The following is a 25,870-nucleotide window of genomic DNA, read 5'->3' on the forward strand; positions in this document are numbered from 1 at the left end:
GGGCTTTCGCCCCTATCCTTGCGGGGAAGCCCGGCCGAGGGTCTTCCTCGCCACCGCATAGCCCTCGGCCTGGTTGGCCTTGATGGCCACGTCGGAAAAATCGTAATCGCGGGACGAGTGTTCTCCCGCCGCGCCCGCGCGCACGAACCGCGTGATGGTGGTCGTCGCGCCGTCCCCCATGAGCTGGATGTAGGCGGGAATGCGCTTGATCCGCCCGCTCTCGTCGGGATCGAGCCGAGCGAGGATATGGTCGATGAGCCTGCGATAGGCTTCGACGGTTTCGCGATGGCGCAGGTCGCTGAGCACCCGCTCCGCATAGACGATCTCGTCGCGCCGCGCGAGCACCTCCAGCATGTTGGTCGGCAGCGCCCTCTCGCCCGAGAACAGATCGACGACGAACACCCTTTTCCCATCCGGGCCGCAGCGGTCGATGACGAGGTCCAGCGGCGAGTTGCTGATGATGCCGCCGTCCCAATAGGCCTTGCCGTCGACCATGGTCCAGGGAAAGCCCGGCGGCAGGCTGCCGCTCGCCAGCACATGGTCCGGGGTCAGGTCGTCCACGTAGCTGTCGAACACGTCGAGGGTCGCCGTCATCACGTTCACGGCGCTGACGAGAAGGCGCACGGGACTGTCCTTGAGCGCGGCGAAGTCGACATATTTGGCGAGCAGCGCCTTCATGGGCGTCGTGTCGTAGCAGCTGGTCCAGTTCGCCGCCCAGTCCGCCGGGCCGTAAGGCGGCAGGCCCCAGCGCGGCGTGAAGAAGTTGGGCACGCCCAGCGTCAGGATCCTCGCCGCCGCCGCCGCACGCCTGAGCTCGGTGAAGGGCACGTTGGGCGTCGTCACGGCAAGGTCCGCCCAGAACGCTTCGAGGGCCTGCGTAGGGTAGCGGGGATTGCCGGCGATGACGGCGCCGTTCAGGGCGCCGATGGAGACCCCCGCGACGATATCCGGGAAGATCCCCTCTTCCTCCAGGGCTTTCACCACGCCACATTCGAACGCTCCCAAGGCGCCGCCGCCCTGGAGGATCAGCGCCGTCTGCGTCGGAATGTGGTCGAGGACGAACGCGCTCTCGCCCAGGCGATCCTTGACGTCGCCGAGACCGACCCGATGACGGATCAGGCCCTCGGCCACGCGAGTCTCGTCCGCCGGCCGTCCCACGGAGAACAAGGCGCGCGGCACGTCGCCCTTCAGGTAGAACAGCGCGAAGGATCCCTGATCCAGAGCCCCGCGCGCGACCCAGGCGTCCGCCTCTTCCGTTGCGCCGAGCACGTTGAACCCGATGTCACCCACCTCGCAGAAGAAATAGGAGACCTCGTCGTAACGCAGCCGGCGGCCCATCATGTTGCGCGCGGCGAGACGCCCCTGCTTCACGGCGTTGTCCCAATGCTCGATGTGCCGGCGGCGGGCGAACACGGGATCATAGAAAGTGGTGACGTCGCCAGCGGCGAACACGTTCGGAGCGCTCGTGCGCAGCAAGGCGTCCACCACCACGTAGCCGCCATCGAGGGCGATGGAGCTGCCGGCGAGAAAATCCGTTGCCGGAGCAACACCGATGCTGACCACCACGAGGTCGCACGGCACATGGCGGCCGGCCACCGTCTCCACCTCTTCAACCCGCTCGCGGCCGTTGAGCGCGGCGGCGGTATCGTTGAGGATCACGGTGGCGCCGCGGCCTTCCGCATAGCGTTCGAAGTATCTGGAGAGATCGGGGGCTTCGAGATGCCGCAGCAGCACCGGCCCCTGCTCGATGATCGTCACCTTGAGGCCGGCGTCCACAAGCGACATGGCGATCTCCATGCCGAGGAAGCTGCCGCCGAGCACGACGGCGTGCTTTGCCTGCGGGATGGCCATGCGGATGGCATCCGCATCGGTCTTGCGGCGCAGGCTGAAGACGCCGGGGAGCGACGCGCCGGGCACCGTGAGCAGCTTGGGCGTGGCCCCGGTGGCGATGAGGAGCTGGCCGTAGCCGATCTCCTCGCCACCCGCCGTGGTGACGATCTGCTGCGCTGTATCCACGCCGACCACCCGCGCGTCGAGGGCGAGTTCGATGTCGTGCTCACCATAAAAGCTTTCCGGGTGGACGAAGATCCGTGCCTCGCCTTCGGTCCCAGTCAAAAGGTGCTTGGAGAGCGGGGGATGGTGATAAGGCGGCACGTCCTCGGCGCACAGGATCAGGATCGATCCCGCCGCACCCTCGGCGCGCAAGGTCTGCGCCGCCACGGCGCTCGCCAGCCCGCCGCCCACGAGCAGGAAGTCGACGTGCCGCGGCGCCGGACGATTGGACCCGGCACCCTCTGCCGCCTCTGTCATCGCGCGTGCTCCTTGATCGGACGCCTGCATGCCTCATTCATAGCGCCCGCGATCCCGCCAAACGACTCGGCATTCGCCTGCGCCCTCCCCCGCGACCAGCCGGTGGCCGGATTTCCGGCCCCCCCAACGTATCGGGCCGATCGCCTCCCGGAAGGCATTTCATCACAAGTCCCGAACAACGGGATCACATGTCGAATCCCGCCGTCCCTCCATGTCTTTAAAATTTCATTCGATTGATCTATTTTTAAGGGATATAAACCGATCCATGGACAAAGCCAGCATAGGCGGGCCATCAAATGGCCATGAAATACGCAGCTCCAGGACGAGAGCTCAGCTGATCGCGGCGGCGATCGACGTCTTCGGCAGGATCGGCTTTGAGGCCGCCAGCACTCGCCTGCTGGCGAAGGAAGGCAAGGCCAACCTTTCAGCAATTCCCTACCACTTCGGTGGAAAAAGGGAGCTCTATATGGCGGCCGCACAGGAGATCGCGGACTATGCCCAAGGGCGGATCGAGGAAATCAACCTAATTCTGGAGGATCGGGAAACGAAATCGCCCCGGGAGCGGCTTGAGAAAGCTCTCTCATGCTTTCTTCGCATCCTTTTAGACGATGCCGAGCCCCGCTCGTGGGCGACCTTTTTTGCCCGCTGCGCCTATGAAAACGACGAAGCGTTCCTGCTGATCCACGACCGAGCCATCGCGCCGTTGCAGCACAGACTGATCGCGACCGTGAAGATGATCGCCTTGGGCACGCTTGACGAAGAGGCGATCCGGCTACGCGTGAGCGCGGTCATCACCGCGATCATCGGCTTTCGATTGCTGCGCGGCATCATCCTGCGGGGCATGGACTGGAAGAAGGCGCAATCGATGAACCTTCGACAGATCGAAGAGATGATTCGGGATCTGACACGCAGCAACTTCATGAGCGACGCGGAAGCAAAAGGGCAAACATCAAGGTCTACAACCGCCATTTTCTGAATGGGAACGTCTCCAATCCCTGCGAAAAGGAATATTTCATGACGAATCAGTCATTCGCCCACGACGTCGTTGCTTGGGCCAAGCAGCGGCTCGACGAAATCGATGCCATGATCGCGCAGGCGGAAAAGTCTGCGGACGAACTCAAGGAGAGTGCCCGTACGGAAGCGGATCAGGCGCTCTCTCGCCTGCGCGTTTCACGCGCAAAGCTCGAAGGGCAATTGGAAGACCTGCGCACCCAGGCGGAAGCCGCGAAAAGCTCCGCGTCACAGGCGCAGCAGGCCCTGGAGGACGAATGGGTCGAAGCGGAATCCGCGTTCCAGGCCTTTCTCACGTCGACCGGCGAGCAAACCGAGATCGCCCGTAACGCCATCGCGGCGCGTGCCGAGGCCCAACGCAAATCTTGGGAGAGCGCGCTGAACGACCTGCATGCGCAGGTGACCACCGCCGTCGAGAAGGCCGGCGAAGAGTTCGATGCCGCTATTGGGCGCCTCTCCACAGAGGCGGAGAAGGCCAAAGCGAAAATCGGGCAGGCCTCCAGCGCAGGCGATGAAACCTGGCAGGCAATCAAGACCGGCCTCTCCGAGGCCAAGGCCGTCCACGAGAAGACCATCAAGAAGATCGCCGAAGCTCTGTCCAAGGCCTTTTGATCCATCAATCCCGAATCCGCCTCCCGGAGGTCTCCTCCGGGGGGTGCACCCATCTCGGCGACCCACGTCATCCACACAGTCAGGGAGAAACAAAATGCCTTTGCGCAACTGGAGGATGGGCGCCGCGCTGCTCGCCTCGCTCGCGGTCCTTCCCGCAACCTATGTCCACGCGGAAGACAAGGCTCCGGCCGGCGCGTCGTCCGCCGAAAAGCCTTCCGATACGTCGGTCACCCGGCAGGCGATCGAATGGTCGCAGGAACGCCTCGCCGAACTCGACGCCACCATCGCGATCCTCGAAAAGAACGCGGCCGAGCTTCAGGGAAGGGCGCGCGCGAAAGCGGATGCGAGCCTGAAACAGCTTCGGGACACCCGCGACGCCTATCGCACCAAGCTGCAGGAAACACTGGACAACAGCCGGACCTGGACCGAGGCGCAAATGGCCGCCGGCCGCAAGGCCCTCGACGACGGCTGGACCACCTTCCGGAGCGAGACCGAAGCCTATCTCGCGGACGTTCAGGCCGACTTTGCAACCCGCAAGGCAGTGCTCACGGCCCAGATCGAGGTGCGTCAGAAGGCGCTCCAGGATTCCGTTGAAAGTCTCAAGGCGGATGCCGGCAAGCTCGCGAAAAGTCAGCGCGCCGCGATCGAGAGCCGGATCGCTGCCCTGGACACACAAGTCGAGGAGGCCAAGGCCCGGCTCACCCGCCTGAAGGAGGCAAGCAGCGACTCCTGGGAGAGCGCAAAGCAGAGCTATGCGGATGTTCAGAAGCGAATCTCCGAAACCTACCTGTCCATCCGCAAGTCCATCTCGGACGCGGTGAAATAGCCGCCGGCACGACGTCGCGCCGAGCACGGCGGAGGGCGGGCAAGGTCTTGTGTTCCCGTCTTCCGCACGCGCCTCCTCAGGCTCCCTTCCGCCCCATCCCTTCCCACGGCTTCAGCACACAGGGGGCACGGATCAAAGCCAGGGAGCGGGCAGCACCTTCGTCAGGAGCTGGGATCGCCGGATCGGCATTCCCCCGGATGCCTTCGATTCATGACACGCCGGGCAGCGGCCATCCCTTACCCGGCGTGCGAGTGAACGATCATGGGCAAGGCATTGCCTGGAACAGTAAATAAATCCACGATCTTTCATCTCAAGAGCCGAGTGATCGTTCATCGATCTGCCGTCTGTATGCGGAAAGCGCGCTCACGACTCTTTCAGGCAAGGGCACGGCGCAACGCCTCGCCTGATCGACGCATACCTGAGTACCAATGGCCGTGAAGGACGGGCGCCCGTCGTCGTGGCTTGCTGATACCAGGATGGTGAAGGTCCGGACCGAAATCGCGGTCACCGTTACTTGCATATCGAAAATGTCGTCCGCCGCAAGGAAGGATTTGAAGTCGAAAGCAAGCGCGCGCATCGGAAACGAGAGGCCGGCCTTCGCCGGATGCGGCCGGTCGAAAACATCAAGTCCGACACGTAAAAACCAATCTCGGGCTGAAGCGAAATAGTCGGCGAAGCGCGGCGTGTAGACCACCGCCGCCGGGTCACATTCGCCCCAGAGGACGCGCCGCCGAATAGTCACAGGTGCGGTGGAAACGAGCCATTCTGTCGCATCGAACATGGATTGCCTCTCAGATGCCGTCGTCAAACGTGCCCGGCGGGTGTTCAGAGGAGACGTCGGATTCTGAGTATTCACCATACGCGCAAGCATCGTGCCCGGCGGCAGGCGCAGTACGCGGTATTGACGTTATTAATTTCAATCCCATCGGCCCAGCTATACGCGATATCCGGCATCTCACGGTTCCGGACAGTACGCGGCAATAAAGATCTGCACAGCGCTTGTCACGACCTCCTGAATTTGCTCGGTCGCGACTGCCTCCCCGCCAAACAGCAATCTCGTCACGAGATTGCACTGATACAGATTAAGAAGTTGAGTTGCGGCGATGTCGACGTCGACGATTTTGAGTTGACCTCGCTGCACCTGTTCCCGGAGGAGGCCCGCAAGGCGCGCCTCTCCGCTGCACGGTCCCGATTCGAAAAAACGCGGCCAATTTCTGGAAACCTCTCAGACGTTGCAATGACGATCCGAAGGAGACGGATATGGTCTGGCTGCACCATTCGCGTCATGAATGACATTCCAACCTGGTGCAACACCGCACCCACATCCCAGGCGTTGTTATCATATTCGAGTCGCTGTTCGGCGACATTCGAATATTCGAGCCGGATCACCCCCTCGAAAAGAGCCAACTTGTTGGTGAAATGGTTATAGATTGTCGCTTTTGAGATTCCGGATTCGCGAACAATTTCATTCATGCTTGCCGCGGCGAAACCCCTGTCAAGAAAGACACGACGTGCAGCCTCCAAGATCGATGCCCGCTTTCTGCCATCGCTTTGAAAGCGAGCCGAAGCGCAAGAATTACGCGAATTGAGAAATGTCCCTTCAATTGACATCTCACCCCCATTCGCTCCGCATCCAAGTCGCACCGCAGAGGCGTAATAGCATTTATACATAAATTATATAGAAAAATTCATCAAATAAACTTGAGATAAATGGCCACAAGGACGAAACATACGCAAATACACCACGCCTCGGCAAGGCGTCGCACAGCCAGCGGCGCAAATTTTACTTCCATAAATTCGAATATTATTAATCTCGATTTAAAAAATGATATTATGATCGCAACAACCCCAGCTTGGGGCGTAGAAAACCAATCAAATCGCGGCACCGCTTTGAGAGAGATGCAGGTCAGGATCATGAGAACGAGCCAAACAACGGTGGCGCGAATTGGAACAGTTTTTAACATATAATTACCTTATGACATAGAATAATGCGAAGATTATCATCCACAGAAGGTCGACGAGATGCCAAAAAACTGCGACGCCTTCGAGGTTTTCCATATGAGAGCGTTGGGCGACCGGGCCCCTTAGCCCATGAAGGGCATAAGACAGGGCGCCAAGTCCAACTAGCATGTGGCCAAAATGAATTCCCGTGATCATGAAATAAAACATGAAAAACTCATTGGTCACGAGGGTAATACCACTTGAGACCTTTTCGCTCCACTCCAGCGTTTTCAAGCCGATGAAGCAGAGCCCGAGGACAATTGCAATCTCGATCCGGCGACGAGCGGGCTCGAAATGGCCAGATCTGGCATCGCCCACAGCCCGGACGACGAGCCAACTCGAGATGAGCAGGATAAAGGTGTTGGCTAGCCCGAAAGCGCCATTCAGGGCCTGCTGCGACTGCTGGTAGACGTCGACGGACAGCCCCCTGTAATAAAGAAATGTCCCAAAAATTAAACTAAAAACCATCAGGTCTCCACAGACAAAGAGCCAAACACCGACCTCACCCGGTAGAGTTGGCTTCTCCAGGTTCTTGGACGTGCGTGGAATGTCTGCATTCGGCTGAGCGACCACGTTTTTGTTGACCGTGGTGGTCATTGGGAACGCCCCTCCTACAGGCGGCACGTGGGCGGCGGCCCAAGCTGTCTAGCCGACTGCTCGCTTGTTGATGGATTGGAACATGAGGATTGCCATCATCATGGACCAGCCGCCCACGAGAATGGCGGGGACCCAAAAGGACAGAAGGCCGTTCCAGGCGAAGGGGCCCGTTTTGAAGATGACGGCGAGTGCCGCTGGAACGAACAAAATGGCGATCCACAGGCTGAGATAACCGAACCAGCGCGGCAGGATAGGGAGAGCCTGCTTATCTGAAAGTATCGCAAGCCCGATCCCCGCTGTTTGCACAAAGGCCGGCGCTCCCGGCGAGATGAACATAATCCACGCAAAATCGTTCATAAGCTGGGTTAATTCTGCGGAACGCTCGGGCCGGAATGCTGTTACGGCAAAAAGCATGGCACCGGTGAAGAAAAAAACGACCACCATGATCGCGCTCGCGATTTGGGTGACCGCAAGAGGAGCATCTTGCCCTTCTATACGTTTGATGATCACGGTGATCATCGAAAAAAAGGGGATGAAAAGCGACGCAGACATCATAATCACGATTGCGCCAAGCTGAATTCCAAGCTGATTCGAACTATAGATATCCGAAATTTGTTCGGCAGTGGCGGCTGGCGACGGAGGAGGCAGAAATTTCGCCAACGGAAAGAGACCAATTCCGAAGAGAACAAAGCCTACGGGTCCGCAGATTGTGCACAGCTTCTGAGCCCATTTGTTCATATCAGTTTCCAACTTATTTTGGATGCGGGACCAGCTTCAGCGTCTTGCAGCCTCGGCGCGCCGAGAAGCGAAGCGGCGACTGTCGTGATTGAGAGGTCGCTGCGCATCCCTGTTTAATTGATACCAGTAATAATATCAGATCGATCGCTGGTGCGCTAGACGCGTTGTTTTGGAAACGGGCATCCGATCAGCGCGCTGGAGAGGCGCCCCGGGTTGAACCTCCAATCGCGACATGGCCCAATGGCATTTCACCGGCGCTTTGATGACAACGATCGGCGCCTTCCTCGTCCGCTCGCATACTCAACTCGCTTCTCCTGGATGCTTGTAGGCCGGCCGAGCACATGCCGGGAGAAATCTCCTGCATCTCAAGGATGAACGAGTGGGCTTGCGCGGATTGCATCGCGTTGCGGACATCCCGACCAGAGCTGCGGCGCCACAACCACTGCTCGCATTCTGCCAGTCTTCGAGCCGCGGCTGCCTACCGCTGCCGATACCATTAAAGGCACGTCAACCCGCAGGATATCGGGCGCTTCAATCGCGCGGGAATTGACATTGCCCTTAAATTCGGTTGATCAGGCATGTCCAGGCCTGTTGCCGATGCAGCCGAAGCTCGATCGGCAAACAGCATCGCGCATGATCGGCGCGGGGGCTTGGCCTCGCGACGATCATAATGTCCGGAATGATGGTGAAGAGGAGCTGACGGCGCGATGCGTGTTGGCGAGGGCCGGTTTCCTTGTTTGAATTTTCGCAGTGCGGTAACCTTTACAAGGAAGCTGTCAAATTGGAAACGATCGTTCGTTTTCTCCTGGACCCGATGCAGTCCTGCCCAGATCGATCGCAAGTGTCGGTGTTGGCGACCTGGGAAAATGACCGTTCGGCACGCTTCCCGGGGTCCTATTGCGGTGCTGCGATCGAAAAATGGGAAAGGATAGGCTAGTGGCGGTTCGAAAAGAGGTGTCCAAAAAAACCAATGTCGGTCAAGCCACGCGATCATCCAAGCGCGCGCCGGGTCGCCCGTTGGCTCAGGACAATAATAACATTTCCAAAGAATCGATCATCCGGACGGCCTTGGCGATGAGCCGCAAGACTCCGTTGCAGGATTTATCCATCGTCATGGTTGCCAAGCAAATGGAGGTTACTCCCGCTCTTATACATTATTATATCGAAGGTCGGGATTGGCTGACGTCTGGCATCATGAACCGTTTCTACAAGGACCTGTTGCGGAAATGGCCAAAGCCAAATGCTGATTGGGAAACGGATCTGGTTGCAGTGGCGGAGCTTATATTTGAGCAATTTGTACGGTATGCCGGAATTGCGGCATATGTCGTGACCCATAGTCGATTTCGCATTTTCCAGCTCACACTGCCGGAAGAGGTTGATTATGGGGTTGAAATGCTGGAAAGGTTTGCAGGTGTCGTTCGCTCATCCGGACTCTCAAGCCAGGAGACGGGAACATTTGCGCACCTCATCATCGAATTTCTCATCAGTGCGAGCAACGGCGCCACTCACAACATCTATCCACGCGACCACACCAGCTTCCTCGAGGAAAAAGCCAACGACCTCGACCCTGAAAAGTATCCGAATATTCATTTTTGCAAGAAGGCGCCTTTTGAAATTGGAGGCCGGCAGGTGTTTGAACGAGGATGCCACTTGTTTATTCTCGGAATCCGACAGCAATTGGCGAAGCAAGCTGCGTCATGAAATTTTACCGTGATTTAATATGACATCCTCTCCACGAGACGATTTTATATCGCTCGTGGAGGGGGAAGACCGATTGCGCTCGATAGCAATTTAACTTGGAAGTGGCTCCATTTCGACCATGAATCTGTTTTCGAGCATCAATCCGGCCGAGGTGTCACCGGATCGCTTGTCCAGCAATTCCGGTTTCTCGGTAAGCTTTATGTTCAGAAACGCCTTGGCATTTTCGATGGTGTCCCAATCGAAGATCACCATCAGCTCATGCTTGTCATTAACGGCGTGGAATCGACGCACACCGCGGCAACCGGCCTTGGCGCGGGCCTCGCATTGGGCTTCGAACCGCACCGTCCACGCATCGAAATCGCCTTCCGGCAGTCGCCGCCGGCTGACCATCATCACCATAGCATCGCCTCGATCTGGAAATTCGGAGAGTCGGCGTCCTTTGCCCCCGGCAGATCGTCTTCTCTCTCCGCCGGGGCGTTGGCATCAAATGATCTCGCCCTTGGCGTAGCGGTATGATGCATCCACCACTTTCTGGAGGATCTCGAACTCCTGGTCGTTGCGCGGGGCGAAGATCAGGAGCGCATTAATGCCGAACTTGGCTACCGGATGGATTTCACCCCACCCCTTGGCAAGAACCTCCCAGCGATCTTCGGCAGGCAGGGCAACATGCCAACTCCCGTCCACGTGCATATGGGCGAACTCGGATGCGCCAGGAAAAGGGGTCAGAACACGCGCCCGTGGGCCTAGCGGGATACCCTCCATGTGCATGGCCCACGTTACGTGGTCGGAAACAAGGCTTGGCCCGGTCCGCACGTGAGAAAAGTGGCTGTCCATCCACTGCCGCATTTTTGCCCGCAGATCCCCCGGTGCCAGATCGGTGAGTTGCTGATGGGGCAAGGTCGATCCGGTCGCCGGGCGCAGGCCTTCACGGCACGGAATGAGGATGTTGTTCTCGCGCCCCGGGAAGAAGTCATGATCCCCCTTGGGACGCTCGAAGATGGTGCGGCCGTTAGGATAGAAACGCACCCAGAGGCTCCAGCCGCTGCCGGCCGGAGATTCCTCGCCTTCCGGCGCCCCCCGACGATACCGTCGGCGCCGTTCGAGCGGATCACCACATAGCGGACAGCGTCCGCTATACCCGGCGCCGCTCCGTGCTCGTGCACTCCGCCCAGGATCTCGATCTGAAAGGGGCGCGTGGGCTTGACCCAGGCTTCCAGGTCGCTCGCGCTGTCTACCACCGTCACGATCTCATGGTACTGCACCATTTCCAGGGTGAAGTCTTCGATCTTGCCCGGCAATCCATGCTTTTGAATATAGCGCTCAAGTTGCGAGCGAGCCTCCTTCGGCGTGACCACGGGAACCGGCGGTCGTGTGACCAGGTCCATTCCGAGGGTGCACATCTGGCCTCTCCTGTTTCTATGTTGTTCGCTTCACAAACCCTGCAGACAAAAGCTCAATCTGGTCAGCAGAACATTTCCGTTGGCTGGCCCCCGAGGACCACCGATCCGTAGCTGGTCATCGCGCCGTCCCAATTGCCGCCGGGATGCGCCGAAATGGCGTAGAGGTCGCGCATGGCGCGTTGCACGGCGCCGGCTTCCCGAATGCCGCCGCCGCCCGCCATCTGCATCAGCGAATCCATGGCCTGCCGGCAGTTCCTGGCGACCACCACCTGGTTCCGACGGTTGCGAACGCGGATTTCATCGGAGAAGGGCGTGCCGTTTGCGATCAACCGGTACGACTCACGCATAGCGGTGTTGAACAGCATCTCCGACGCCTCGAGCAGCGCGCTCACCTCCGCGAAGCGCATCTCGGTCTGGGCGAGCTTTGCCATGAACATCGGTTCCCGAGCCGCGAAACGCTGGCGGGCGTCCGCCAGCATGGTCTCATAGGCGCCGCGCAGGATGCCGGTCGCAGGCGAAAGGATCGAGAAACCGAACATGAGCCAAATGGAAGCTTGGTAGATCGGATTGTCGTGGATCTGTGCGCCCGGCGCCCCACCCGTCATGACCGCGGCATTGGAGAGGGCGTAGCTTTCGGGCACGAACAGGTCCTTGGCGAGCACCGACTTGGAGCCGGTGCCGGCGAGCCCCATGACATCCCAGTCGTCCACCAGCTCGAGATCGGAGACGCGAACCATGAAAAGATAGAGGTCGGGACGTGGAGGCTCGCCAGGCAGCATCCCGGTCACGCCGCCGACCACGACCCAGTCGCAGTGGTCGATGCCAGAGCAGAACGGCCATTGGCCGTTCAGCTTGTAGCCGCCCTCGACCTTCTCCGCCCGTCCGGTCGGCACGTAGGAGGAGGCGCACAGCGGACGCCCGGACGCCCAATAGGCATCCTGGACCTCCTTGGGATAGAGGCCGACAAGATGATCGTGCGAGTTCGTCACGCCATAGACCCAAGCGACCGAGCCGTCGCCTTCCGCCAGGATCTGTGCGATGTCGAAGATGAGATCCACGCCGAGATCGGGTCCGCCATAGAGCTTTGGCCTGGCCAACTCCATGAGGCCTTCAGCATATAGACGAGCGATGATGTCGTCAGGGACGCGACGGGTTTCGGCGATTTCCTGGCTGCGTGCGCGCAAGATCGGCACGAGAGCCCGCGCGCGGGCGTGCAGATCTTCCGGCTTCTGTGCAGCCTTGATGGCGGTGACGTTCATTTCTCTTTCCTCCCCCGTCCGTCGCGGACCTGGATGGTTGTCTTGAATGGATGGATCGGCTGGCTCGGCCTTGCTGCTCAAACGGCCTCTCGGGCAAGGTCGGCGCGGGACACGAAAGCATCGGAAAGGAACTCCGATTCGGGCAGCGCGCAGTGGGCGGTGAAATCCTTGCGCGCGGCATCGATCATGGCGGGGGCACCACAGGCATAGACTTGCCAGCCGGAGAGATCGGGGTAATCCGCCATCGCGGCGCGGTGGACAAGACCGGTGCGTCCGTCCCATCGGTCCTCGGGCAGCGCATCGGATACGACGGGCACAAACTCGAAGTTCGGGTATTGCGCCTCCAGCGCACGCACCTCGTCCGCGGCGTAGATGTCCTTCGGGCGGCGCCCGCCCCAATAGAGCTTGAAGGCGCGCGTGCTTTCCCTCGCCAGGATATCCATGAGGATCGAGCGGATCGGTGCGTATCCCGTGCCGCTCGCGAGCATCAGGGCAGGCTTGGGAGAGGCACGGAGAAAGAATGTGCCTAGTGGGCCTTCGAGCTGGATCTTCTCGCGGGGCTGAATTCCGCCGAACAGGCGGTCGGTGAACAGGCCCCCCGGCATATGGCGAATGTGAAATTCCAGATCGATCACGCCGCTCGTCTTGGGCGGATTGGCGATGGAATAGCTGCGCCGTACACCGCCCGGAAGCAACAGGTCTACATACTGGCCTGCCGCAAAACGGAGGTTTAGGTGAAGAGGCAGACGAACATGCAGAAGGATAACGTCGTCGGCCAGCCTGCGAACGTCTTTGACGATGCCAGGCATGGCCTGCGGCTCGGCGAGCTCGGGCAGTTCCTCGATCTCGATCACCAGATCGCTCAGGGCATGCGCCTGGCACAGCAAGGCGTAACCCTCGTCACGCGCCTTCTGTGGCAGATAGGCGAGATGGGCGTTGCCGAGGTCGACCTCGCCCGAGATCACCTTGCCGCGGCAGGAGCAGCAGGTGCCCATCCGGCAGCCATAGGGAAGGTTCACATGCTGCGCGAGGCCGGCGGCCAAGATGGCCTCGCTCTCGCCGACCTCGAACGAATGGCCGCTCGGCCGCAGTTCGACCTTGTAGCTCATGCTTGGCGTCGCTCCCGATCTCGCGCATGGGATCGCTTGCAGACGGTCTCGATCGACCTTCTGTGCGCTCTTGGCTTGCGCTTGTTTGATCCAAACTTTGAACAAAATAATATCCCTGTCAATTATTTCATCCAAAATATTTTACATTATGATGGATCGTATCGGCTTGCGGTCGCCCGCAAAGACCAATTAACCTATTGATAAAATGGTGACTATATGCGGCGGCGCTACGCCATTTCCTTTGATGAGGCGCGAAAAGCGGAAGTGGCGGGCCTCGCGGAGGCCGCGCGGCGCGGCCTGCGGATCAGCATCGCCGTGGTGGATGACGCGGGCTTTCCGCTCACGCTGGCGCGGATGGACGAGGCAAGCCCCGCCAGTGTGTCGACCGCGATAGAAAAAGCGCGCACGGCGGCCCTGATCGGATTGCCGACCCGTGTCATCGAGGATGCGACCCAGGCTCGCCTCTCTCTTCTTTCCATGGATCGGATCGCGGTCGAAGGCGGCATGCCCCTGCTGTACAAGGGGCAACGCGTGGGTGGCATCGGAGTCTCCGGAGCGCTGCCGGCCGCGGATGCCGAGGTCGCGTGGGTCGCGGCCGATGCGCTCTCAGATGCGAAGGATGGCTGAGCCGGCAACGAGGGAGTGCCCCAGGCTCCGCCATGCACTTCATGCGAACTCGGTGATCACCGAACCCTCAAGGCCGTGAAAGCAGCGGTTGAAATAGACGAGCCCTTCGATCTTGTCGGACAGGCGCAAGCCGACGACCGCGCAGAAGAACACGCCGTGGCTACCGATGTCGGAGACCTCGGTCACGCGGCAGTCGACGGCGCAGGCCGCATCGAGGAGCACCGGCGCGCCGGTCGTCAAGGATGTCCACCCCCCGGCCCCCGCAAACCGTTCATCGACTGTCTTGTTACGGTCGGCAAACAGCCAGGAGATATCCTTGTGACGACCCGCGAGCATGTTCACGCAAAGCACGCCATTCTCGCGGATCGCCTGGTAGGAGGCCGAGGTCCGATTGATGCAGACCAGCAGGGTTGGCGGTGTGTCGGTCACGCTGCAGACCGCGGAGGCGGTAAAGCCGCATCGACCACCAGGCCCGTCGCTTGAGATGATGTTGACCGCGGCGCCGAGGCGCGACATGGCTTCGCGAAAATCTTGCTGGCCGATCATCCTATTCTCTCCGCGCGGAATGCAGCTCACCGCCCCGAATATCTCAAGTCATATTCAGTAAACAGTGAGCCAACTGGAATATACACGATGCGCAATGGATATTTTGTCTATGTTATGAGAGGGCCCCAAATCGATCGGGAGGAAGGGGCGGCTGTTTCACGAAAAGCTGTGACGCAGCTCTCCCAGCCTGTCGATCCACAGGCGCAATTTCTGTCCCGCCTTGAGAAAGATGCCGCGGGAGAATCCAACTCCTGACGGCGTTCCCGTGAGGATGACATCACCGGGATGCATGGTGGCCCGCGCGGAAATCTCCTCGATTTGCTCTCCAATACTGAAGATCATATGTCGTGTGCTGGAATCCTGCATCAACGCGCCGTCGATCCAAAGCTTCATGTCCAGCGCGTGAGGATCCTTCACATAGCGGGCCGGCGTGATCCAGGGACCGATGGGGCAGGCCCCGTCGAACCCCTTGTGGGAGAGCCAATCAAACCGAAAGGGGGAATCCGCGGCGATGTTCGGTCGAACCACGTGGTCGCGCGCGGAGAGATCGTTGGCGATGGTATAGCCGGCGACATAGTCCATGGCGTCTGCCGCCTTCACCTTCGATGCGGTCTTTCCGATGACCACCGCAAGCTCGATCTCCCAGTCGACCATGTTGGAGTAATCCGGCAGCGGATTGACCGATTCGTGCCCTACGACCGAACTGCGTGCCGTCTTGGCAAAGTGCCAAGCACGCCCGCCACTGATGGTCTTGGCGTTCACTGCCTTGTATTCGGTCTCATCCGCCATTTCGGAGATGTGATCATTGTAGTTGGCACCCGCCGCCCAGATCTCGCCCGGATAAAGGATTGGGGGCAGGAGCGTGAGATTGGCCAGGGGCTTGCCCGTCAACCCGCGCCCGCCCGCCGCAGCGAAAGCTGCAAAGCTCTCGTCGAGCACGTTCCAGTTATCCAGGACGGACAAGACAGAATTAAAGTGAGCATTATTTGCAACCTCGGCCGCGTCATAGACGATATCAGCGACGCAGATACCAGCCCGCGGTCCGTCGCGGTCGGCATAGGTCAAAAGTCGGTATTCACCCGGCATTGAAGGCTCCGCATGTTCTGCACGCCAGAAATCACCTTGCGCCGGCCATATGCCGGCGCAAGGGACGACCAGCCGCAGATCAACCTTCCTTCTCGAGCACGCTGTCGGTATAGCGGTCGCCGAAATCGAAGAAGTCGTCATGCAACGACCCATCGTAATATTCGATTTCCCACCAGACGTGATTCATGTCTTCGAAATAGAATGAATAGACGCCATGCTGCATCTGCACGGGCATGATCGTCTTCACGCCATAGTGGTCCTTCAACTCTGTCAGTTTGCGGTGAGCCTCGTCAACCTCTTCCTTTGTACGAACATCGAGGCCCCAGTGATTGCAGATGGTGCAGGGACGCACCTGGTCACCCACCTCAAGGCAGACGATGTGAAATTTCATGCCGCAACGCATGACCATTCCCGGAGGCGCATGCCGGACGCATTCCAGTCCGAGGAACTCCTCGTAGAACTTCCGCGTGTCCTTCAGGCTGTAGCACTCGCACGTGCCGTGCGTCAGGGCAAAGGGCCTGACAACGGAATGGTGCGCCTCCTGCACGGGAGACGAATCAATCGTCGCGACGTCGTTTTCCACGGCATTCCTCCCTTGTTTCTTCATTGGCCTGCCAGCCGTTCTGCATGCAGCGGAAAGGTGGCAGCCGGAACATTTATTGTCAACCATGTTAATTAAACGGCGTGGGGCGCCGCTTCCTTCAACGCTGGGTGTCCGGGATGTGAACGACGAGTCCATCAAGCGCATCCGACACCACGATCTGGCATGAGAGCCGGGAGTTGTCCCGGGTGTTTTCCGAGAATTCAAGGAGTTCGCCCTCCTCCTTGGAAGGCGAACCCGCTTGCTCCCAGAAGGCCTCGTCCACAAAGACATGGCAGGTCGCGCACGCACGGCTGCCGCCGCATTCGGCATCGATCCCCGGAATGTCATTGATGATGGCATTGCGCATCACGCTTTCCCCCACGCGGGCGTCGATGGGGTATTTGGTGCCGTCTGCGGTGATAAAGGTGATCCTTGGCATGGCGCGTTCGACCCTCCCCGTGCGCTCATAATATCGTTGATTGACGCAGTTATTATCATGAATGTTAATTTTATAGAAGCCCCGACCTAGCGTCGGTGTGACGCGCGGCTCCGGGGGCCGCGCGCATCCGTCATGCGGCCCAACGGCAGAGCGGTCTGGTATTTGACCTGCTTCAACGCGAAGCTTGATCGAATTTTCGCGACACCGGGCAATTTCGTGAGCGTGTCACGCACGAAATCGCGAAGATGGACAGTGTCGCGGACCAGAACCCTCAGCAGATAGTCGGAATCGCCGGACATCAAATAGCATTCCATGACTTCCGGCATGCCGGCTATGACGGTCTCGAATTCCGCCAGAAACGCGTCAGACTGGCGCTCAAGGGTGATCTGAATGAACACGCTCACGCTCGGCCCGATCCGCTCGGCGTCGAGCAGCGCGACGTAGCGCCCGATGATGCCGGCCTCCTCCAGGGATCGCACCCGGGCGAGGCAAGGCGAGGGCGAAAGCCCGACGCGCGAGGCGAGCTCTACATTGGTGAGCCGCCCATTGGCCTGCAGCTCCTCCAAGATCTTGAGATCCATGTCGTCGAAGAGCATCACCGCGGCATCTTTTTTCAATGTTCTCAAATATGCGGCATGTCCTGCCTATTCGGCGCCGTTTTGCAACGGGTTCCGCAGGACATGCTGCCCATCCCATGTTATTAATATATGCATTAATAAATGGATCAAGGTGCGGAAACGCCATGAGTGCCCAGACAGCCCCCTCCCCGCAGCCGTTCAATCCGCACGACGAGGACGCGGTGGAAACCGCCGATTGGCTTTCTTCGCTCGATTCGGTCGCTCTTCATGGCGGACCCGAGCGCGCGCGATTTCTGCTTTCCCGGCTGGAGGAGCACGCGCTCGAAACCGGCGTCGCCGAGGGCGCCCTGCCCTATTCGCCCTATCGCAACTCCATCTCCCTAGAGAAGCAGCCGCCCTATCCGGGTGACCTGGAGCTGGAAGAGCGCATCACCTCCATCATCCGCTGGAACGCGCTTGCCATGGTGGTGCGCGCCAACAAGGCCTATGGCGAGCTGGGCGGCCATATCGCGAGCTATGCGTCGGCTGCGGAAATCTTCGAGGTGGGGTTCAACCATTTCTTCCGCGGCGCGGACGGCGGCGGCGCCGCGGACCTCGTCTACTACCAACCGCATTCCTCGCCCGGCATCTATGCCCGCGCTTTCCTGGAAGGGCGGCTGAGCGCGGAGCACCTCGCCAAGTACCGCCAGGAGATCGGCGGCAAGGGGCTGTGCTCCTACCCCCATCCGTGGCTGATGCCGGATTTCTGGCAATTCCCCACCGGCTCCATGGGCATCGGCCCCATCAATTCCGTCTATCAGGCCCGTTTCCTGCGCTATCTGCGCGACCGCGGGCTCGCCGACACGCAGGACCGGCATGTGTGGGGCGTGTTCGGCGATGGCGAGATGGACGAGCCGGAAGCCCTCGGCGGCCTCTCCATCGCCGCCCGCGAAGACCTCGACAACCTGACATTCATCATCAATTGCAACCTCCAGCGCCTCGACGGACCGGTGCGCGGCAACGGGCAGGTGATCCAGGAGCTGGAGCGACTGTTCCGCGGCATGGGCTGGAACGTCATCAAGGTGCTGTGGGGCTCGGAATGGGACCCCATCTTCGCCCGCGACAGAAACCACGTGCTGCTGAAGCGCTTCGCCGCCACGGTGGACGGCAAGTATCAGGCCCTCGGCGCCAAGGACGGCGTCTACAATCTCGCGCACTTCTTCGACGACGATCCGGAGGTGCGGGCACTGGTCGCGCACATGTCAGCCCAGGACATCGACAATCTCAAGCGCGGCGGCCACGATTTCCGCAAGCTCTATGCCGCCTTCGCCGCGGCGCGCGCCCATAAGGGGCGCCCGACCGTGATCCTCGCCAAGACCAAGAAGGGCTACGGCATGGGCGGCGCCGGCGAAAGCCGCATGACCTCCCACCAGGCCAAGAAGCTCGACCTCGAGGCCCTCATCGCCTTCCGCGACAGGTTCGCCTTGCCGCTGACCGATGCGCAGGTGGAGAAGCTCGAATTCTACCATCCGGGCGAAGGTTCGCCCGAGATCCGCTATCTCAAGGCGCGCCGCTCCGCGCTCGGCGGCTTCATTCCCGCGCGCCGCGCCACGGCCCCCGCCGTCCATGTGCCGGCGCTGGAGAAATACGCGGACTTCGCGCTCAACGCGGACAGCAAGGACATGTCCACCACGGTCGCGGTGGTGCGCCTGTTCACCAACCTCCTGAAGGACGGGGAGATCGGCCCGCGCATCGTCCCCATCGTGGCGGACGAGGCCCGCACCTTCGGCATGGCCAACTTGTTCCGGCAGGTGGGCATCTATTCCCCCGTCGGCCAGCTCTACGAGCCGGAGGATGCCGGCTCCATGCTCTACTACAAGGAGGCGACGGACGGGCAGCTGCTGGAGGAAGGCATCACCGAGGCCGGCGCCATCTCGTCCTGGGTCGCCGCCGCCACCTCATATTCGGTGCATGGCCTGCCCATGCTGCCCTTCTACATCTATTATTCTATGTTCGGCTTCCAGCGCGTGGGCGACCTCATCTGGGCCGCCGCCGACCAGCGGGCCCGCGGCTTCCTCATCGGCGCCACGGCGGGCAAGACCACCCTTGGCGGCGAGGGGCTGCAGCATCAGGATGGCTCCTCCCACCTGGTGGCGTCCACGGTGCCCAACTGCCGGGCCTACGACCCCGCCTTCGCCTATGAGCTGGCCGTGATCCTCGACCACGGCGCGCGCCGGATGCTGGAGGAGAACGCCGACGAGTTCTTCTACATCACCACCATGAACGAGACCTATGCCCAGCCCTCCATGCCGAAGGGCGTGGCGGGGGACATCATCAAGGGGCTGTATCGCCTGCCGGGCCGGGAGGCTGGAACCGGCAAGGTGCGCCTCATCGGCTCCGGCGCCATCCTGCCGGAGGTGGTGGCGGCCGCGGGGCTGCTGGAGACGGACTTCGGGATCGCGGCGGAGGTCTTCAGCGCCACCAGCTTCGTCGAACTGGCGCGGGAGGCGCAGGCCATCGAGCGGGCCAGCCTGTTCTCCCCGACGGTCCGGCCCGGCGCAGCCACGTGGCCAGCTTGCTCGGGGGCAAGGCCCCCATCGTCGCGGCGACGGACTATGTCCGGGCGCTGCCGCTGATGATCGCGCCCCATGTGGAAGGTCGCCTCGTCGCGCTCGGTACGGACGGCTTCGGACGTTCGGACACGCGCACGGCCCTGCGTGACTTCTTCGAGGTCAACCGCTTCTATGTGGTCCTAGCCGCCCTGGGTGCCCTCGCCGAAACAGGGGCGATTCACCGCAGTCTCGTCGCCCAGGCGATCGAGACATACGGCTTGTCCATCAAGGCGGAGCCTTCCTGGCGCCTCTAGCCCCTGCGCTTGCCTGCTTCCAAGCCGGCGCATGCACGCCTTCATCTTGGCCTTGGTGCGTCTTCGAGCAAAGCGCAGGTTCGGCGTATCGCGCCGAAGCGGTCCAGGGCAACGCCCCCCGATCAACGCACCCCAGTCAGGTCCGGCTCCCGGCATGCGCGCGCCGCCGCACCTTGAACCGAAACGCGAGGAAACCGCCCATGTCGGCGCAGCAGACGATCACTCTGCCGGATATCGGTGACTTTAACGACGTCCCCGTCATTGAACTATTGGTTGCCCCCGGTGACCGCGTGAAGGTCGATGACCTGATCCTCGCCCTCGAATCCGACAAGGCCACCATCGAGGTGCCCTCGCCCATGGGGGGTGTCGTCTCCCAACTTCTGGTTCAGGTGGGCACCAAGGTCTCTCGGGGCTCTCCCCTGATGATCCTGGAGATGGCAGGCGCTTCCGGCGATCCTGCTCCACCACCCGCAAATGGTGGCGCGCCGAAAATACCTGCGCCTGCCGCGCCCGTGCCGGATGCGTCCGTCGTGGCGTCCCGGCCCGGTTCGAGCCCGAGCGTTCCGGGTCCGGCCATGCCCGCCGCGGCGATGGCAACCAGCGACGGCGCCCACGCCACACCTTCTGTGCGGCAATATGCGAGGGAGCTGGGCGTCGATCTCTCCCGAGTCGTCGCGACCGGGCCCAAGAAGCGCATTCTCAAGGAGGATGTGCAGGCCTTCGTGAAGGGCGCCCTGGTGGCGGGCCCGGACCAGGCGAGGGGCAGCGGCACCACCCTCGATCTGCCGGACTGGCCCAAGGTCGACTTCACCAAGTTCGGCGAGATCGAGCGCGTGCCCCTGTCGCGCATCCAGAAGCTGTCCGGTGGCAACCTCGCCCGCAACTGGGTGCGCATCCCGCACGTGACCAATTTCGACCATGCGGACGTCACCGAGATCGAGGCGTTCCGCACGCAGGTGAATGCCGAGAAGCGCAACGACACCGGCAAGCTGACCATGGTCGCATTCTTGATCAAGGCATCGGCCAGCGCGCTGCGCGCCTATCCGCGGTTCAACTCCTCCCTCGACGGCGAGGACCTGATCTTCAAGAAGTACGTCCATGTGGGCTTCGCCGCCGACACACCCAACGGCCTCGTGGTGCCGGTGATCCGTGATGCCGACAGAAAGGGCGTCCTCGAGATCGCGACCGAGATGGGGGAGATGGCCGGAAAGGCCCGCGAGGGCCGCCTGCCGGGAACGGACATGCAGGGCGGCACCTTCACCGTCTCCTCCCTGGGCGGCGTCGGTGGGGACGGCTTCACGCCCATCATCAATGCGCCGGAGGTGGCGATCCTCGGCGCCGGTCGCTCGTCCACCGGGGCGGTCTGGCGCGGTTCCGCCTTCGAGCCACGCCTGATCATGCCGATCAGCCTGTCCTGGGATCACCGGGTGGTGGACGGGGTCGCAGCGGCGCGCTTCCTCGGCCATGTGGCCGCCCTGCTCGCCGACTTTCGCCGGGCGGTGCTCTAGGCCTTCGGGCCGAGCCGGGCGCGATCGCTTCAAGCCCTTGTTTCAACGCATGTCATTCGAGCGCGCCGAAAGCGGCTGCCGCGAGAACGTACCGGAAGATGGCGCGCCATGAGCATCAAGGACATCCATGTTCCCGACATCGGCGACTTCAAGCAGGTGCCGGTCATCGAAATCTTCGTGAAGCCAGGCGACCGGATCGATGCGGAAACTCCCATCGCCGCGGTCGAGTCTGAGAAGGCGACCATGGACATCCCCTCACCTTTGGCGGGCACCATCGTGGAGCTGGCCATCGGCGTCGGCGATCCCGTCAGCGAGGGCACGCTCCTCGCCCGCATCGAGGTTGAAGGCGCGGGCGCCGCAATGCCGGTCGGTGTGCCCGCCTATGCCGGCAAGGCCCCCGCCGCCCAGCCGCCCGCCGCTTCGGCCACAGCCGCCACTGCCGTTCCCGAAGACGCCATTGACCTCGTCGTCATCGGCGGCGGCCCCGGCGGATATTCCGCCGCCTTCCGCGCCGCCGACCTGGGGCTCAGGGTCGCCCTCGTCGAGCGCGAGGCCACCCTCGGCGGGGTCTGCCTCAATGTGGGCTGCATCCCCTCCAAGGCGCTCCTGCACGTGGCTGCCGTGAAGGAGGAGGCCGAGCGCCTCTCTGCCCACGGCATCAGCTTCGGCACGCCGCTGGTGGACCTCGACCGCCTGCGCGCGTTCAAGGCGGGTGTGGTGAACAAGCTGACAAGCGGCCTCGCCTTCATGGCGAAGACCCGCAAGGTCACGGTCATCCGCGGCACCGCCACCTTCACCGACACCCATCACCTCGATGTCGCCCTGGAGGGGGGCGGGAGCGATCGCATCGCCTTTCGCTCCTGCATCATCGCGGCCGGCTCGGAGCCCGTTCACCTGCCCTTCCTGCCGCAGGACCCGCGCATCGTCGACTCGACCGGCGCCCTCGATCTGCCTTTCGTGCCGAAGCGGATGCTTGTCATCGGCGGCGGTATCATCGGCCTCGAAATGGCAACGGTCTATTCCGCCCTCGGCAGCGTGATCGACGTGGTCGAGCAGTTCGATGGCCTCCTCGCAGGCGTGGACCGCGACCTTGAGAAGCTCTGGATGGGCCAGAACAAGCACCGCTTCGGCCGGATCATGACATCGACGAGGCTCGTCTCGATCGAGGCGGGCGCGGACGGGCTCCACGTCGTGTTCGATGGCAAGGATGCAGGACCGGCCACCTACGACCTCGTCCTTCAGGCCGTGGGACGCCGGCCCGCCGGGTCGACGCTGAAGCTTGAAGCGGCGGGCCTTGCCCACGATCGCAGCTTCATTCCCGTCGACGATCAGATGCGCACGAAGGTTGCGCACATCTTCGCCATCGGCGATATCGTGGGGCAGCCCATGCTCGCCCACAAGGCCGTGCATCAGGGCCACGTGGCGGCGGAGTCGGCCGCCGGCCACAAGACCGGCTTCGATGCGAAGGTGATCCCGTCGGTCGCCTACACCGCCCCCGAGATCGCGTGGGTGGGGCTGACCGAGGCCGAAGCCAGGGCGCAGGGTATCGCCGTTAAGGTGGCCCGCTTCCCGTGGGCGGCGTCTGGCCGGGCCGTCGCGAACGGCGCTGACCACGGCGTTACCAAGCTGGTCCTGTCCGCGGACACGGGCCGCGTGGTCGGCGGGGCGATCGTGGGGCCGTCCGCTGGCGACCTGATCGGCGAGATCTGCCTCGCCATCGAGATGGGCGCCGACGCGGTGGACATCGGCAAGACCATCCATCCCCATCCAACGCTCGGAGAAAGCATCGGCATGGCGGCGGAAGTCGCGCTGGGGGCCTGCACGGATCTGCCGCCGCCCTGAAGCGGGCTGTTGTAAAAATCAAGGCCGCGCCGCCTCGGCGGGTGCGGGACCCGAGGCGCCGCGCGTGAAGCAGAAGACAGGAAAAGGACGTTCATGAAGACCGAAGAGCTGTGCTACGAGGCCGACGGCCTCTCCATGATCGGCCATCTCGCATGGGACGAGACGGCCACGACCCCACGACCCGCGGTGCTGGTGTTTCCCGAAGCCTTCGGGCTCGGCGCACATGCCAAGGCGCGGGCGGAACGGATCGTCTCGGAATTCGGCTACGTGGCCCTGGCCTGCGACCTGCACGGCGACCAGAAGGTCTTCCCCGACCTTGGGACCATGATGCCGGTGCTGACGGCCTTGCGTGGCGATATCGCCAGGGTCCGCGCCCGCACCCGAAAGGCGCTCGAGGCGCTCCTGAGGCGCAGGGAGGTGGATGCGTCGCGCGTCGCGGCCATCGGCTTCTGCTACGGAGGAACCCTAGCCTATGAACTGGCCCTCGCCGGTGCCGACATCAAGGCCGCCGTGGGCTTCCACAGCGGCCTGCAAGTCAGCGCTCCACAGGATGCGGGACAGATCAAGGCCAAGGTGCTCGCGCTGATCGGGGCCGACGATCCCGGTGTCCCGCCCGAAGACCGTGCAGCGTTCGAAGCCGTGCTGCGCGCCGGCAAGGTGGACTGGCAGATGACCTTGTACGGCGGCGTGGTGCACAGTTTCACCAATCCGGATGCAGACCTGCTCGGGAAGCCAGACTTCCTGCGCTACGACGCCGTCGCGGACAGGAGGTCCTGGCAGCAGATGCGCGCCCTTTTCGCCGAGGTACTTGGAGAGAGCCCGACCTCTTGAGGCCGTGCCGATGCGGGTGAAAAGCCCGCCAAGCGCCAGATGAGCCAGCGGCGGCGATGGTGCCGTGCGCATATCGCCAATGGCTGGCGAAATACCTTCTTCACCCGCCGGTCGAGCCGGCGGAGATCCGCTCGCCGACGGTCACGCGCTTCAGTTCGCCGACCGGCTTGACGGCGGAAACGACCGGTGGGCCTGCTCGACCACCAGTCGAGCCGAGCGGACGCAGCCGCTCTGGACGGCACCCATCCATGGCCGCACCCCGTCGCCGACATTCCAGAGGTTGGCGATCGGCGTCGTGTTCGGCCAGTCGCGGCCCGAAATGGCGTGCTGGCCCGGCCAGTGCCGGTGCAGTTCTCGATCGACATCAGCCTGGCCGCGCTGAATTCCTCGAGTTATTCGGCCGTCTCGCGCTTGAGGATCTCGACTTCCTTGTCGAAGTCGAACCCGGAGTGGGCGGGATGTGGCGTGATTCCACCGTTCTTGGTCATGTATGTGTCTCGTCTCCGATGATCATGATCGGTGCGCGGAGTATCGATACGGCGCGCGCCGCAACGGTCCCAACGGTCGCTCATGCCTCAAAAAGCACCACCGGCACGCGATTCCACGTTGCTCAAGCGATCAGAAGGGGCGGCCGGATTCGGTCCACGGATCGGCCAAGCCGTACCAGAAGAGCTGAATGAGATAGGCGATCACGAAGGCGCCCCAGATCGGCAGCGCGCCCAGCACCAGCCCCTTGCGCACATCGTCGCTGGCGAGCGAAAAGCCCGTGTTCGCGGGCAGCGCGGCCCAGCGCCACGTGCTGCGCGAGAGCACGTAGCACAGGAGCATCAGGTTTCCGTTCAGCAACACGTTGGACCAGGGCACGGTGCCGATCAGATATTCCGGTTTCTGGTGATAGATATAGATTCGCAATACACCAGTCAGAAAGTTCTCCAATGCCGTCATGCCGATGGCGCCGAGAAACCAGATTGCCACGTACTGCAACGCACCGAGCCTGCGATCGAACCAGTCCGAGACGATGACGAGCAGCACGGTCGGCAGGCCGAAGGCCAGGCCCCAGGCCAGCGCTATCGACCAAGGATACGTCACGCCTTGCGCGGTGATGCCGGGAAGCGGCAAGAGATCGCGGTTGAACGTGGCATTAAAGAAGCTGCGGGTGCACCAAGCCCAGTCGAACACGAAGCAGATCGCTCCGGCGATGACGGCGCCCGCATAAAGGGGATTACGCCGCCGAACCACCCAGATCAGCGTCGAGAGGAATGCGAGCGCGATGACGGCTTCTGTTGCTCGCATGGTGAGGAGATTGGACATGGGGCCTCCACACTTGGCAGATGGGAACAGTTGACCTGGAGCGACCTAAGGCTCTGCCCTTGTAGTTCTCGGCTTCGTCGCCTGGCTCATCTCGTGAGAAGCGCCAGGCG

At 61.9% G+C, this 25,870-nt stretch carries 23 protein-coding genes and 2 pseudogenes; 9 read left to right on the forward strand and 16 right to left on the reverse strand.

The genetic code is table 11. The annotated features are described in order from the left end of the window. Positions 1-12: 12 nt before the first annotated feature. Entirely contained in the window at positions 13-2,310 is a 2,298-nt protein-coding gene (locus tag EZH22_RS01905; protein WP_203194131.1) for an FAD-dependent oxidoreductase, read from the reverse strand. Positions 2,311-2,575: 265 nt separating this feature from the next. Here EZH22_RS01905 and EZH22_RS01910 point away from each other — a divergent pair, with 265 nt between their 5' ends. The 3 genes from EZH22_RS01910 to EZH22_RS01920 all read left to right on the forward strand — a co-directional run bounded on the left by EZH22_RS01910 (position 2,576) and on the right by EZH22_RS01920 (position 4,759). Beyond that, complete coding sequence (locus EZH22_RS01910) at positions 2,576-3,286, forward strand: CerR family C-terminal domain-containing protein (RefSeq protein WP_203194132.1); 711 nt, start codon at positions 2,576-2,578, stop codon at positions 3,284-3,286. Positions 3,287-3,324: 38 nt separating this feature from the next. Beyond that, positions 3,325-3,933 (forward strand): hypothetical protein, encoded by a 609-nt coding sequence (locus tag EZH22_RS01915; protein ID WP_203194133.1) that lies wholly within the window; start codon positions 3,325-3,327, stop codon positions 3,931-3,933. 115 nt (positions 3,934-4,048) lie between these two features. Then, positions 4,049-4,759, forward strand: coding sequence for a hypothetical protein (locus EZH22_RS01920; RefSeq protein WP_231711260.1), 711 nt, complete (start codon positions 4,049-4,051; stop codon positions 4,757-4,759). A 310-nt stretch (positions 4,760-5,069) separates the two neighbouring features. On the opposite strand, the gene EZH22_RS01925 is transcribed toward EZH22_RS01920, so the two are convergent. The 5 genes and pseudogenes from EZH22_RS01925 to EZH22_RS01945 all read right to left on the reverse strand — a co-directional run bounded on the left by EZH22_RS01925 (position 5,070) and on the right by EZH22_RS01945 (position 8,095). Next, positions 5,070-5,540, reverse strand: a complete 471-nt coding sequence (locus EZH22_RS01925; protein WP_203194134.1) for an acyl-CoA thioesterase — start codon at positions 5,538-5,540, stop codon at positions 5,070-5,072. Positions 5,541-5,714: 174 nt separating this feature from the next. Beyond that, positions 5,715-6,430: pseudogene (locus EZH22_RS01930) on the reverse strand (TetR/AcrR family transcriptional regulator). A 20-nt stretch (positions 6,431-6,450) separates the two neighbouring features. Then, a complete protein-coding gene (locus EZH22_RS32755; RefSeq protein WP_203194136.1) occupies positions 6,451-6,723 on the reverse strand; it encodes a cytochrome C oxidase subunit IV family protein in 273 nt (90 codons plus the stop codon). Between the two features lie 4 nt (positions 6,724-6,727). After that, entirely contained in the window at positions 6,728-7,357 is a 630-nt protein-coding gene (locus tag EZH22_RS01940; RefSeq protein WP_203194137.1) for a cytochrome c oxidase subunit 3, read from the reverse strand. 48 nt (positions 7,358-7,405) lie between these two features. Then, the gene (locus EZH22_RS01945; RefSeq protein ID WP_203194138.1) at positions 7,406-8,095 is read right to left on the reverse strand and encodes a hypothetical protein; all 690 of its coding nucleotides are present in this window, start codon (positions 8,093-8,095) and stop codon (positions 7,406-7,408) included. Between the two features lie 936 nt (positions 8,096-9,031). Between EZH22_RS01945 and EZH22_RS01950 the strand changes: the two genes are divergently transcribed. After that, positions 9,032-9,796 (forward strand): TetR/AcrR family transcriptional regulator, encoded by a 765-nt coding sequence (locus tag EZH22_RS01950; protein ID WP_203194139.1) that lies wholly within the window; start codon positions 9,032-9,034, stop codon positions 9,794-9,796. 90 nt (positions 9,797-9,886) lie between these two features. On the opposite strand, the gene EZH22_RS01955 is transcribed toward EZH22_RS01950, so the two are convergent. From EZH22_RS01955 to EZH22_RS01970, 4 genes are all read right to left on the reverse strand, one after another. Continuing rightward, entirely contained in the window at positions 9,887-10,195 is a 309-nt protein-coding gene (locus EZH22_RS01955; protein ID WP_203194140.1) for an antibiotic biosynthesis monooxygenase, read from the reverse strand. Between the two features lie 84 nt (positions 10,196-10,279). Further along, the gene (locus EZH22_RS01960; protein WP_203194141.1) at positions 10,280-10,822 is read right to left on the reverse strand and encodes a luciferase domain-containing protein; all 543 of its coding nucleotides are present in this window, start codon (positions 10,820-10,822) and stop codon (positions 10,280-10,282) included. 436 nt (positions 10,823-11,258) lie between these two features. Then, positions 11,259-12,455, reverse strand: a complete 1,197-nt coding sequence (locus tag EZH22_RS01965; RefSeq protein ID WP_203194142.1) for an acyl-CoA dehydrogenase family protein — start codon at positions 12,453-12,455, stop codon at positions 11,259-11,261. Positions 12,456-12,532: 77 nt separating this feature from the next. Further along, positions 12,533-13,564 (reverse strand): CDP-6-deoxy-delta-3,4-glucoseen reductase, encoded by a 1,032-nt coding sequence (locus EZH22_RS01970; protein ID WP_203194143.1) that lies wholly within the window; start codon positions 13,562-13,564, stop codon positions 12,533-12,535. Positions 13,565-13,780: 216 nt separating this feature from the next. On the opposite strand from EZH22_RS01970, the gene EZH22_RS01975 reads away from it, so the two are divergent. Beyond that, positions 13,781-14,191: a GlcG/HbpS family heme-binding protein gene (locus EZH22_RS01975; RefSeq protein ID WP_203194144.1), complete on the forward strand. Its 411-nt coding sequence runs from the start codon at positions 13,781-13,783 to the stop codon at positions 14,189-14,191. Between the two features lie 39 nt (positions 14,192-14,230). Here EZH22_RS01975 and EZH22_RS01980 read toward each other — a convergent pair whose 3' ends face one another. The 5 genes from EZH22_RS01980 to EZH22_RS02000 form a co-directional block, all read right to left on the reverse strand. Next, positions 14,231-14,737, reverse strand: coding sequence for a flavin reductase (locus tag EZH22_RS01980; RefSeq protein ID WP_203194145.1), 507 nt, complete (start codon positions 14,735-14,737; stop codon positions 14,231-14,233). Positions 14,738-14,893: 156 nt separating this feature from the next. Beyond that, positions 14,894-15,823: a fumarylacetoacetate hydrolase family protein gene (locus EZH22_RS01985; RefSeq protein ID WP_203194146.1), complete on the reverse strand. Its 930-nt coding sequence runs from the start codon at positions 15,821-15,823 to the stop codon at positions 14,894-14,896. Between the two features lie 79 nt (positions 15,824-15,902). Next, the gene (locus tag EZH22_RS01990) at positions 15,903-16,406 is read right to left on the reverse strand and encodes a VOC family protein (RefSeq protein ID WP_203194147.1); all 504 of its coding nucleotides are present in this window, start codon (positions 16,404-16,406) and stop codon (positions 15,903-15,905) included. Positions 16,407-16,524: 118 nt separating this feature from the next. After that, positions 16,525-16,845, reverse strand: a complete 321-nt coding sequence (locus EZH22_RS01995; protein WP_203194148.1) for a 2Fe-2S iron-sulfur cluster-binding protein — start codon at positions 16,843-16,845, stop codon at positions 16,525-16,527. Positions 16,846-16,931: 86 nt separating this feature from the next. After that, positions 16,932-17,441 carry an Lrp/AsnC family transcriptional regulator gene (locus EZH22_RS02000; protein ID WP_203194149.1) on the reverse strand — a complete coding sequence of 170 codons (510 nt, stop codon included), beginning with the start codon at positions 17,439-17,441 and terminating at the stop codon, positions 16,932-16,934. A 146-nt stretch (positions 17,442-17,587) separates the two neighbouring features. Here EZH22_RS02000 and mdeB point away from each other — a divergent pair. From mdeB to EZH22_RS02020, 4 genes and pseudogenes are all read left to right on the forward strand, one after another. Next, positions 17,588-20,268, forward strand: a pseudogene (gene mdeB / locus EZH22_RS02005) (alpha-ketoglutarate dehydrogenase). A 200-nt stretch (positions 20,269-20,468) separates the two neighbouring features. Continuing rightward, positions 20,469-21,776, forward strand: a complete 1,308-nt coding sequence (locus EZH22_RS02010) for a 2-oxo acid dehydrogenase subunit E2 (protein ID WP_203194150.1) — start codon at positions 20,469-20,471, stop codon at positions 21,774-21,776. Between the two features lie 108 nt (positions 21,777-21,884). Next, positions 21,885-23,618, forward strand: coding sequence for a dihydrolipoyl dehydrogenase (gene lpdA / locus EZH22_RS02015; protein WP_203194151.1), 1,734 nt, complete (start codon positions 21,885-21,887; stop codon positions 23,616-23,618). Between the two features lie 93 nt (positions 23,619-23,711). Continuing rightward, complete coding sequence (locus EZH22_RS02020) at positions 23,712-24,449, forward strand: dienelactone hydrolase family protein (RefSeq protein WP_203194152.1); 738 nt, start codon at positions 23,712-23,714, stop codon at positions 24,447-24,449. A gap of 618 nt (positions 24,450-25,067) precedes the next feature. On the opposite strand, the gene EZH22_RS02025 is transcribed toward EZH22_RS02020, so the two are convergent. After that, on the reverse strand, positions 25,068-25,760 hold the full coding sequence (locus EZH22_RS02025; protein WP_203194153.1) for a hypothetical protein: 693 nt from the start codon (positions 25,758-25,760) through the stop codon (positions 25,068-25,070). Positions 25,761-25,870: the final 110 nt, after the last annotated feature.

The organism is Xanthobacter dioxanivorans (assembly GCF_016807805.1).
Lineage (GTDB): Bacteria > Pseudomonadota > Alphaproteobacteria > Rhizobiales > Xanthobacteraceae > Xanthobacter > Xanthobacter dioxanivorans.

Bases quoted from the DNA above. Each gene is read 5' to 3' on its own strand.
- EZH22_RS02010 (WP_203194150.1), top strand. From the start codon at position 20,469: ATGTCGGCGCAGCAGACGATCACTCTGCCGGATATCGGTGACTTTAAC.
- EZH22_RS01905 (WP_203194131.1), bottom strand. From the start codon at position 2,310: ATGACAGAGGCGGCAGAGGGTGCCGGGTCCAATCGTCCGGCGCCGCGG.
- EZH22_RS01945 (WP_203194138.1), bottom strand. From the start codon at position 8,095: ATGAACAAATGGGCTCAGAAGCTGTGCACAATCTGCGGACCCGTAGGC.
- EZH22_RS32755 (WP_203194136.1), bottom strand. From the start codon at position 6,723: ATGTTAAAAACTGTTCCAATTCGCGCCACCGTTGTTTGGCTCGTTCTC.
- EZH22_RS01980 (WP_203194145.1), bottom strand. From the start codon at position 14,737: ATGATCGGCCAGCAAGATTTTCGCGAAGCCATGTCGCGCCTCGGCGCC.
- EZH22_RS01940 (WP_203194137.1), bottom strand. From the start codon at position 7,357: ATGACCACCACGGTCAACAAAAACGTGGTCGCTCAGCCGAATGCAGAC.
- EZH22_RS01975 (WP_203194144.1), top strand. From the start codon at position 13,781: ATGCGGCGGCGCTACGCCATTTCCTTTGATGAGGCGCGAAAAGCGGAA.
- EZH22_RS01910 (WP_203194132.1), top strand. From the start codon at position 2,576: ATGGACAAAGCCAGCATAGGCGGGCCATCAAATGGCCATGAAATACGC.
- EZH22_RS01920 (WP_231711260.1), top strand. From the start codon at position 4,049: ATGGGCGCCGCGCTGCTCGCCTCGCTCGCGGTCCTTCCCGCAACCTAT.
- EZH22_RS01925 (WP_203194134.1), bottom strand. From the start codon at position 5,540: ATGTTCGATGCGACAGAATGGCTCGTTTCCACCGCACCTGTGACTATT.
- EZH22_RS01985 (WP_203194146.1), bottom strand. From the start codon at position 15,823: ATGCCGGGTGAATACCGACTTTTGACCTATGCCGACCGCGACGGACCG.
- EZH22_RS01915 (WP_203194133.1), top strand. From the start codon at position 3,325: ATGACGAATCAGTCATTCGCCCACGACGTCGTTGCTTGGGCCAAGCAG.
- EZH22_RS02020 (WP_203194152.1), top strand. From the start codon at position 23,712: ATGAAGACCGAAGAGCTGTGCTACGAGGCCGACGGCCTCTCCATGATC.
- EZH22_RS01970 (WP_203194143.1), bottom strand. From the start codon at position 13,564: ATGAGCTACAAGGTCGAACTGCGGCCGAGCGGCCATTCGTTCGAGGTC.
- EZH22_RS01965 (WP_203194142.1), bottom strand. From the start codon at position 12,455: ATGAACGTCACCGCCATCAAGGCTGCACAGAAGCCGGAAGATCTGCAC.
- EZH22_RS02025 (WP_203194153.1), bottom strand. From the start codon at position 25,760: ATGTCCAATCTCCTCACCATGCGAGCAACAGAAGCCGTCATCGCGCTC.
- EZH22_RS01955 (WP_203194140.1), bottom strand. From the start codon at position 10,195: ATGGTGATGATGGTCAGCCGGCGGCGACTGCCGGAAGGCGATTTCGAT.
- EZH22_RS01995 (WP_203194148.1), bottom strand. From the start codon at position 16,845: ATGCCAAGGATCACCTTTATCACCGCAGACGGCACCAAATACCCCATC.
- EZH22_RS02000 (WP_203194149.1), bottom strand. From the start codon at position 17,441: ATGCTCTTCGACGACATGGATCTCAAGATCTTGGAGGAGCTGCAGGCC.
- lpdA (WP_203194151.1), top strand. From the start codon at position 21,885: ATGAGCATCAAGGACATCCATGTTCCCGACATCGGCGACTTCAAGCAG.